Raw genomic sequence first — 6,439 nt, forward strand, 5'->3', positions numbered from 1 at the left:
AACCAACACATTTGTTGCAGGATTTTCCAAATTTGTTTACTTAAACAAAAATCCATCCTCACATTTGTGCTCATCTGAACTTTGAGCATTATTTCCACAGCCAATCAATGTAAGTACCAGCGCAAGGCAAAGAACTATTATAGCCCTCTTTTTCATACGGTTTCCTCCTTCTATGTTTTTTCTTCACATTTATCGGACTTTTCCACAGTTTTTGCAAAAACATTCAGAAGAAGCATTTAATGTTCCGCAGTCCGGGCAATACCATCTTCCGTCTGGCATCGGTTCAACAGGCGAGGGCGTTTGGTGTGCTTTTGCTGGAGTTTGAACGGGTGATGCAGTAAACAGCGGCGCAATATTCACATCTCTACGGCCAACACCAGCAAGGCTTCTAAAATCCAACGATTTAACTTCTTGTGCCAATGTCCGTTTTGGTTCAATATACTGACCGCACCGTTGGCAATATCGAACACCCAACTTGTTTTCATAACCACAATTTTTACAAGTCATCAAAGCTCCCTCCTTGCTTTTTGTTTAGATAACGAGATTTAAGCCTGATTTATTTCGTTTGTCCACAAAATTTTTCAAAATCGTATAGCTGCACATAAATTTCCGGAAAACTTGTAGCACAATCACGATTTTTCTTTTCACTCAGATAAACCACCACGGCAATTCCAGCCACAGGTTATCCATAGCCTGTTCCTCGGTCTTTTTGGCGCGGCCTTTTGTCAGGTGAAAGTATATCGCCGTGCCGATCAGCGGATGTTCCTCGCCATCGGTGAAGCCATAGCGGTACAGCAGATAGGTCTGCTCCCGTTGGGTCAGCCGTTTCAGGCCATCGTACAGTTCCCGGCGCGATTCCTGCTCCTCCATAATGCTCTGCGGCTGCATGGCGTAGGGGTCGGCTATGGCTTCGATGCGCCGCAGCTGCTCTTCTCCCGGCAGAACATCGTCCAGCGAAACGCGCTGGTAGCAGACGCCGTCCTTATCCTCCGTCACCATCCGCTGTTCAAAAGTGGCAAAGGCATCCCGTACCATGTCCATCATGGCGTTGCGAATGGCAGGAGCCGCATAGGTCAGGAACTTCATGCCGCGCGCCGCATCAAATTTCGGCACGGCTTTCCATAAGCCCAGATTCCCCGCCTGTTTCAAATCGTCCGTGTCAAGATTCAGACCGGACTGCGCCAGATTCATACTGCGGAAAAGGTCATTTGCCACCTTGCCGATAAAGGACTTGTTGTTTTCAATCAGGCTGTCCAGTGCGGCGGCATCGCCTTTCTGTGCCAGCGCACAAAGCCGTTCATTCGTCTGCTTCATGGGCGTTTTCCTGCTCTGCGGCAGACTGCAAGATTCCCAGCAGACCGTTCCGCAGCTGTTCCAGTGCTTCCGGCGTGGCTCCTTCCATGCCCGAAACACTGTCCAACATTGCATCTGTCAACTGCTCTGCCGTGATCGTTGGGTGCTGCACATCCTGCCCTTTGGTCAATTCAGTGAACATCTTCTCTGCCACTTTCTTGCTCATGGCTTCCTGTTCGGCGTAATGGCTCCCGATCCCCTTTTTGATCTCCTTGACCGCCGCCATAAAGTACATCTCAATGTCATCAAGATCACCTTGATACACCGGCTTTCTCCGAAGGCTGATGTCCTTTGCAGCTTTGGCTGCCTCCGGGGTCTTGACCCTTGTGCGCAGCAGGGTGCTCAATGTCGTGAGTATGGCGTTCTGTGCTGCGATGCCGGAAGCAAAGGTATCATCAAAATACTGCGCTATGCGGAAGTAAGCTCTGCAAAGCGAGCGTTTTCCAGCAGCAGGTTGACCACCTCTGTATTGACACGCCCCGTGTAGAGGTTCTTTGCGGCTTCTACGGACAGGCCAAGTTCGGCAATGTCGTAGTTCTTGCGGTCGGGGATGTTGGTTTCTCCCAGCAGAAAATCCGTAGATACGTTGAACAGCCTTGCAATCTTCAGCACCTGCTCATGGGTCAGGGTTCCTTTTGCGCCACTGATAAAACGGTTGATGGTGCTCTTGGAGCAGCCGAGTTCCTTGGCAAGCTCCGGTTGGCTGATGTTGTGCTCTTTCATCAAGTCCGCAAGACGGACGTTGGACGGTGCGGGCAGATATTCCTGTGCCATGTGGTCGGCCCTCCTTTTTGAGCTTTTTCCTCATTATAATACGCTCTGCCGTTTTGTTCAATATACGGTCACCTCTCCACCCTTGCTGTTGCAGCCCTGCAACCAGTAAGGGCTTTTTTCTTTTTCCGTTGCAGTTCTGCCGCTTTTTTGCTCTTTCTGCAAAATTCCCCGTATATTCAGGCAGGAAACAAAAAACACCAGAGTTCCCACTTTGGGGATACTCTGGTGCAACACACGAAACAAAGGAGAAATGCCCTTGATCCTGTATCAAACTGTCAAGTCCGCCATCACCGTTCGGCAGGTGGGAGAGATGTACGGTATGGAACCCGACCGCCATGGCATGGTGTGCTGTCCGTTCCATTCCGACAGCGACCCCAGCATGAAGCTGAACGACAACTATTATTATTGCTTTGGCTGTGGAGCCAACGGAGATGCCATCGACCTCACCGCCAAGCTGTTCGACCTAAACCCCCGGCAAGCCGCCGAGAAGCTGATAACTGACTTCGGGCTTGACCCGGACAAGCCGCCCGCCAATGCCATCGCTCTGCCGCCGCCCAAGCGTGGCCTGACGGACGAGCAGTGGGCAGACATCGCCTACTGCCTGCGGGTGCTGACCGATTATCTCGACCTGCTGCACGACTGGCGAGAGCATTACAAGCCCGCCAGCCCGGAAGAACCGCTGGACGAGCGGTTCGTGGAAGCCCTCCACATGACCGAGACCATCGAGCACCTGACGGACTGCGTTGCATTTGGGACGCCCTAGCAGAAGGCCGCTGCCGCCGCACAGCTGCTGTCCGGGTCGTACCTGCTGATGCTGGAGGAGCGCACCGACCGCCTTGCTCTGGCAAAGTGCGCCTAATAATTTATTCACCCGAAGTGGTGGGTCTCACCGTGAGACCCACCACTTCACTTTTCTAAAGGAGAACCACTCTATGAAGAAAAACATTTCCCGCAACCCTTTATGGCCGGACTGGTACAACGGCAAGAAGATCGACGAAGTCCAGTTTGGCCGTGCCTTTCTGGAACAGTGGCCGCTGAAATGCGTCAACGGAACGCTGTACACGCTGGATGGCCCGGTGGAGGACGAGAGCGAGATCAAGCAGCAGATTTTGGAAAACATCGAGGAATATGTCACCTCCGGCCTGTCCAAAAAGGTCACCAACATTCTGGAGACCATCAAGCTGCTGGCCTTTTCCGACCCGTTCCCCATCGAACAGGACTGCATCCACTTCCAGAACGGCGTGTACCATCTGCCGGATGGCTCTTTTCAGGAGAGCCGCCTGTTCTGCCAGAACCGCCTGCCTGTGAGGTATGACCCCAAAGCCGCCAGCCCTGACCGCTGGCTGACCTTTCTGCACGAGCTGCTGGACGATGCCGACATCCCCACCTTGCAGGAATATCTGGGCTACTGCCTGATCCCCAGCACCAAGGGACAGAAGATGATGCTCATTGTCGGCAAGGGCGGCGAGGGCAAATCTCGCATCGGACTGGTGCTGAAACGGCTCATGGGAGATGCCGCCAGCAACGGCAGCGTCCAGAAAGTGGAGAACAACCGTTTTGCCCGTGCCGATCTGGAACGTCGCCTGCTGATGATCGACGATGATATGGATATGAACGCCCTGCCCAAGACGAATTATATCAAGACCATCGTGACCGCCGAAGCCAAGCTGGACTTGGAGCGCAAGGGTGTCCAGAGCTACCAGCGAGACATCTACGCCCGGTTCCTCTGCTTCGGCAATGGTGCGCTGACCTCGCTGTACGACCATTCGGATGGCTTCTTCCGCCGCCAGCTCATCCTGACCACCAAGGACAAGCCTGCCGACCGCACGGATGACCCTTTCCTTGTGGAGAAGATGTGCGCCGAATTGGAGGGCATCCTGCTCTGGTGTCTGGAAGGGCTGCACCGGCTGGTGCAGAACGATTTCCGCTTCACGGTCAGCGAACGAGCCGCCGCCAACGTGGACACCATCAAACGCAGCAGCAACAATGTCATCGACTTCATGGAGTCCGAGGGCTACTTCCGCTTCAAGGCAGACTACTCCATCAGCTCCAAGGAGTTCTACGACATTTATAAGCAGTGGTGCGAGGACAACGCCTGCCACAGCGTATCGGCGATTCGTTTCAGCGCGGAACTGCGCCAGAATGACCGCCGCTACAACCTTGAAGCCACCAACAACATCTACCTGCCCGGTGGCCGCAGGGTGCGTGGTTTCGTGGGCATTGAGCCGCTTGTCCACCCATGCCCGTAAAAAGTGCATTTTTTCACGGAAGAAGTTCGTACAACCTGTACGGTCTGTACTTGTACGCATCTGTACGGCGAATTAAAGCGTTTTAAAACGTGTTATCGTTTATATTTCGCATTTCCGTACGTCGTACGAACCGTACAGGTTATTTGAAGTCCGTACGCAATTTTTTCAGATGCGTACGGAGCAATCAAGTTCGCATTGTGCGAACTTGATTGTAGCTCTCCCGCAGGAGGCGTTCCCCCTCGGAGAGTCCTCGAAGAGCCCACTACACTTTGCAGCCCATAGGGATGAAAGTGTTATAGTGGGTTATTACACTTCCGAAGAAGTGCATCTTCGTTCCCCGTCACCTCTCGATGAACCTTGAAAGGAGGGATGCCCTTTGGCAAGAAATGATGGCATTGACCGCACCAGTGTCCGAAATCTCGCCGTTTCAGACAAAGCCGTTGGCAACACCCAGCAGCACAACGAGCGCGAAAAGGACAGCTATCGGAACCCCGACATTATCCCCCAGCGCACCTCATGGAACGTCCACTTCAAAAAGCCAACCGCCAGCTACACCGACCTATTCGCCCAACTGGAAGCCGCCGAAACCATCTCCACGCGCGGCTTGAAGCCGGATGCTACCCACTACTGTGAACTTGTCTTTGATGTCAACTCGGCCTATTTTGACAATCACGGTGGCTACGAGTTCGCCAAGCAGTTCTATGAGGATGCCTACCAAGCTGCCGTTCAAATCGTGGGCGGTGAGCAGTATATCCTCTCGGCAGTCATGCACGCCGATGAGATCAACCGTGCCATGACCGAAGCATTAGGCCGTGAAGTCTACCACTATCATCTCCATGTGGTCTATGTACCTGTGGTGGAAAAGCAGATCCTCTGGTCGAAACGCTGCAAGGACAAGGCACTGGTCGGCACAGTCAAGGAGACCGTCATGCAGGTCAGCCGAAGCAAGAAGTGGGCTTCCAAGCCCCTGCTGGACGATGCCGGAAAGCCTGTCCTGCAAAAGAGCGGCAAGCCAGTCCTGAAGAAGTCGTACAGTGTCCTGCAAGACGATTTCTTCAACTATATGCGCAATGCCGGGTACACGGATGTAGATCGCGGTGAGCGCGGCAGCACCGAAGAACACCTGACCGTCACCCAGTTCAAAGTCCAGCGGGAGCAGGAACGTCTGGACAGCCTGACCGCCCAAGCCGACCAAAAGGCGCAGTCGCTTGCCAAAACCAGTCAGACCCTCTCCAAAAAGGAGAAGGAACTTGCCGCTGTGCAGAAAAAGGCCACGCTCACAAAAGAAGCCCTCATTCATGTGCGCGATCTGGATTATATCGGCAAGCGCACCTTTCTCGGTAACTACTCGCTGACCGAAGAAGAATTTTCCAAGCTGAAAAAGCAAGCCGACCACGGCTATATGATGGACGTGGAGAACCGCCGCTTGAAAGAAGAACTTTCCACCGCCAAGAAGGAAGCTGCTCATTGGGGTCAAAAGTATCATGAACTCTGGTACGAAGTGAAGCCCTATCTGGACGCCCTCCACCGTGCGCCTGAACTGGTGCGTGGCTTTCTGGAAAAGATTCTTGCCCCCAAGCAGGAGCGCACCATGAATGTGCAGCAGCAAAACCGTAAGCGTGGGCAGGATGTAGAACTTTAAGCTGAATTTTTAGATGATATGACAATATAAGGAGCAATGCTTATGGATTTTGACCGTAATTCTATGACCGTCCCTGTGCAATATTCCGATTATACGAAAAAGTTCTTGCAAAAGGACTCGAATCCCACTACAATGGAAGTGGTCACTCAAACCAATGCCGTCAAGTCTCCGACTGACAGCCCGGCAACCACGAAACTGGTGTACACAGTGGAAGAGATCGCACGAATGCTGGCCATCAGCCTGCGCTCTGCTTACAATCTGTGCAACAGCACTACCGAATTCCGTGTCCTGCGAGTAGGCGGAAGCATCCGTGTGCCGAAGGACAGCTTCGATGCGTGGCTCTACCGGGCAGCTTGATAAGGAGGCAAACAGTATGGCATATATTACGAAGCGCGGCAACTCTTACAGCGTCCGCTACACC

8 protein-coding genes are annotated in these 6,439 nt (G+C 53.1%); 4 read left to right on the forward strand and 4 right to left on the reverse strand.

The features are described from left to right. Positions 1–189 precede the first annotated feature (189 nt). The 4 genes from J3348_RS13750 to J3348_RS14330 form a co-directional block, all read right to left on the reverse strand. A complete protein-coding gene (locus J3348_RS13750; RefSeq protein WP_080545272.1) occupies positions 190–507 on the reverse strand; it encodes a zinc ribbon domain-containing protein in 318 nt (105 codons plus the stop codon). Positions 508–648: 141 nt separating this feature from the next. Next, positions 649–1,314, reverse strand: a complete 666-nt coding sequence (locus J3348_RS13755; protein WP_207699172.1) for a sigma-70 family RNA polymerase sigma factor — start codon at positions 1,312–1,314, stop codon at positions 649–651. Next, complete coding sequence (locus J3348_RS14325; protein ID WP_005920706.1) at positions 1,298–1,699, reverse strand: hypothetical protein; 402 nt, start codon at positions 1,697–1,699, stop codon at positions 1,298–1,300. Before J3348_RS14325 ends, J3348_RS13755 begins: the two co-directional genes overlap by 17 nt. 62 nt (positions 1,700–1,761) lie before the next feature. Further along, positions 1,762–2,127: a helix-turn-helix transcriptional regulator gene (locus tag J3348_RS14330; RefSeq protein WP_242703012.1), complete on the reverse strand. Its 366-nt coding sequence runs from the start codon at positions 2,125–2,127 to the stop codon at positions 1,762–1,764. 256 nt (positions 2,128–2,383) lie between these two features. Here J3348_RS14330 and J3348_RS13765 point away from each other — a divergent pair, with 256 nt between their 5' ends. The 4 genes from J3348_RS13765 to J3348_RS13780 all read left to right on the forward strand — a co-directional run bounded on the left by J3348_RS13765 (position 2,384) and on the right by J3348_RS13780 (position 6,375). Next, positions 2,384–2,890: a CHC2 zinc finger domain-containing protein gene (locus J3348_RS13765; RefSeq protein ID WP_242703013.1), complete on the forward strand. Its 507-nt coding sequence runs from the start codon at positions 2,384–2,386 to the stop codon at positions 2,888–2,890. 169 nt (positions 2,891–3,059) lie between these two features. Then, positions 3,060–4,376, forward strand: coding sequence for a phage/plasmid primase, P4 family (locus tag J3348_RS13770; protein WP_207699173.1), 1,317 nt, complete (start codon positions 3,060–3,062; stop codon positions 4,374–4,376). Between the two features lie 376 nt (positions 4,377–4,752). Then, positions 4,753–6,018 carry a plasmid recombination protein gene (locus tag J3348_RS13775; RefSeq protein WP_207699174.1) on the forward strand — a complete coding sequence of 422 codons (1,266 nt, stop codon included), beginning with the start codon at positions 4,753–4,755 and terminating at the stop codon, positions 6,016–6,018. 42 nt (positions 6,019–6,060) lie between these two features. Beyond that, a complete protein-coding gene (locus J3348_RS13780) occupies positions 6,061–6,375 on the forward strand; it encodes a helix-turn-helix domain-containing protein (RefSeq protein ID WP_179858924.1) in 315 nt (104 codons plus the stop codon). Positions 6,376–6,439 lie beyond the last annotated feature (64 nt).

It is taken from the genome of Faecalibacterium sp. Marseille-Q4896 (assembly GCF_017377615.1).
GTDB classification, from domain to species: Bacteria; Bacillota; Clostridia; order Oscillospirales; family Ruminococcaceae; genus Faecalibacterium; species Faecalibacterium taiwanense.

What these genes read in the sequence shown, in the direction of transcription:
- J3348_RS13750 (WP_080545272.1), bottom strand. Translation starts at nt 507, where the DNA reads ATGACTTGTAAAAATTGTGGTTATGAAAACAAGTTGGGTGTTCGATAT.
- J3348_RS13755 (WP_207699172.1), bottom strand. Translation starts at nt 1,314, where the DNA reads ATGAAGCAGACGAATGAACGGCTTTGTGCGCTGGCACAGAAAGGCGAT.
- J3348_RS14330 (WP_242703012.1), bottom strand. Translation starts at nt 2,127, where the DNA reads ATGGCACAGGAATATCTGCCCGCACCGTCCAACGTCCGTCTTGCGGAC.
- J3348_RS13770 (WP_207699173.1), top strand. Translation starts at nt 3,060, where the DNA reads ATGAAGAAAAACATTTCCCGCAACCCTTTATGGCCGGACTGGTACAAC.
- J3348_RS13780 (WP_179858924.1), top strand. Translation starts at nt 6,061, where the DNA reads ATGGATTTTGACCGTAATTCTATGACCGTCCCTGTGCAATATTCCGAT.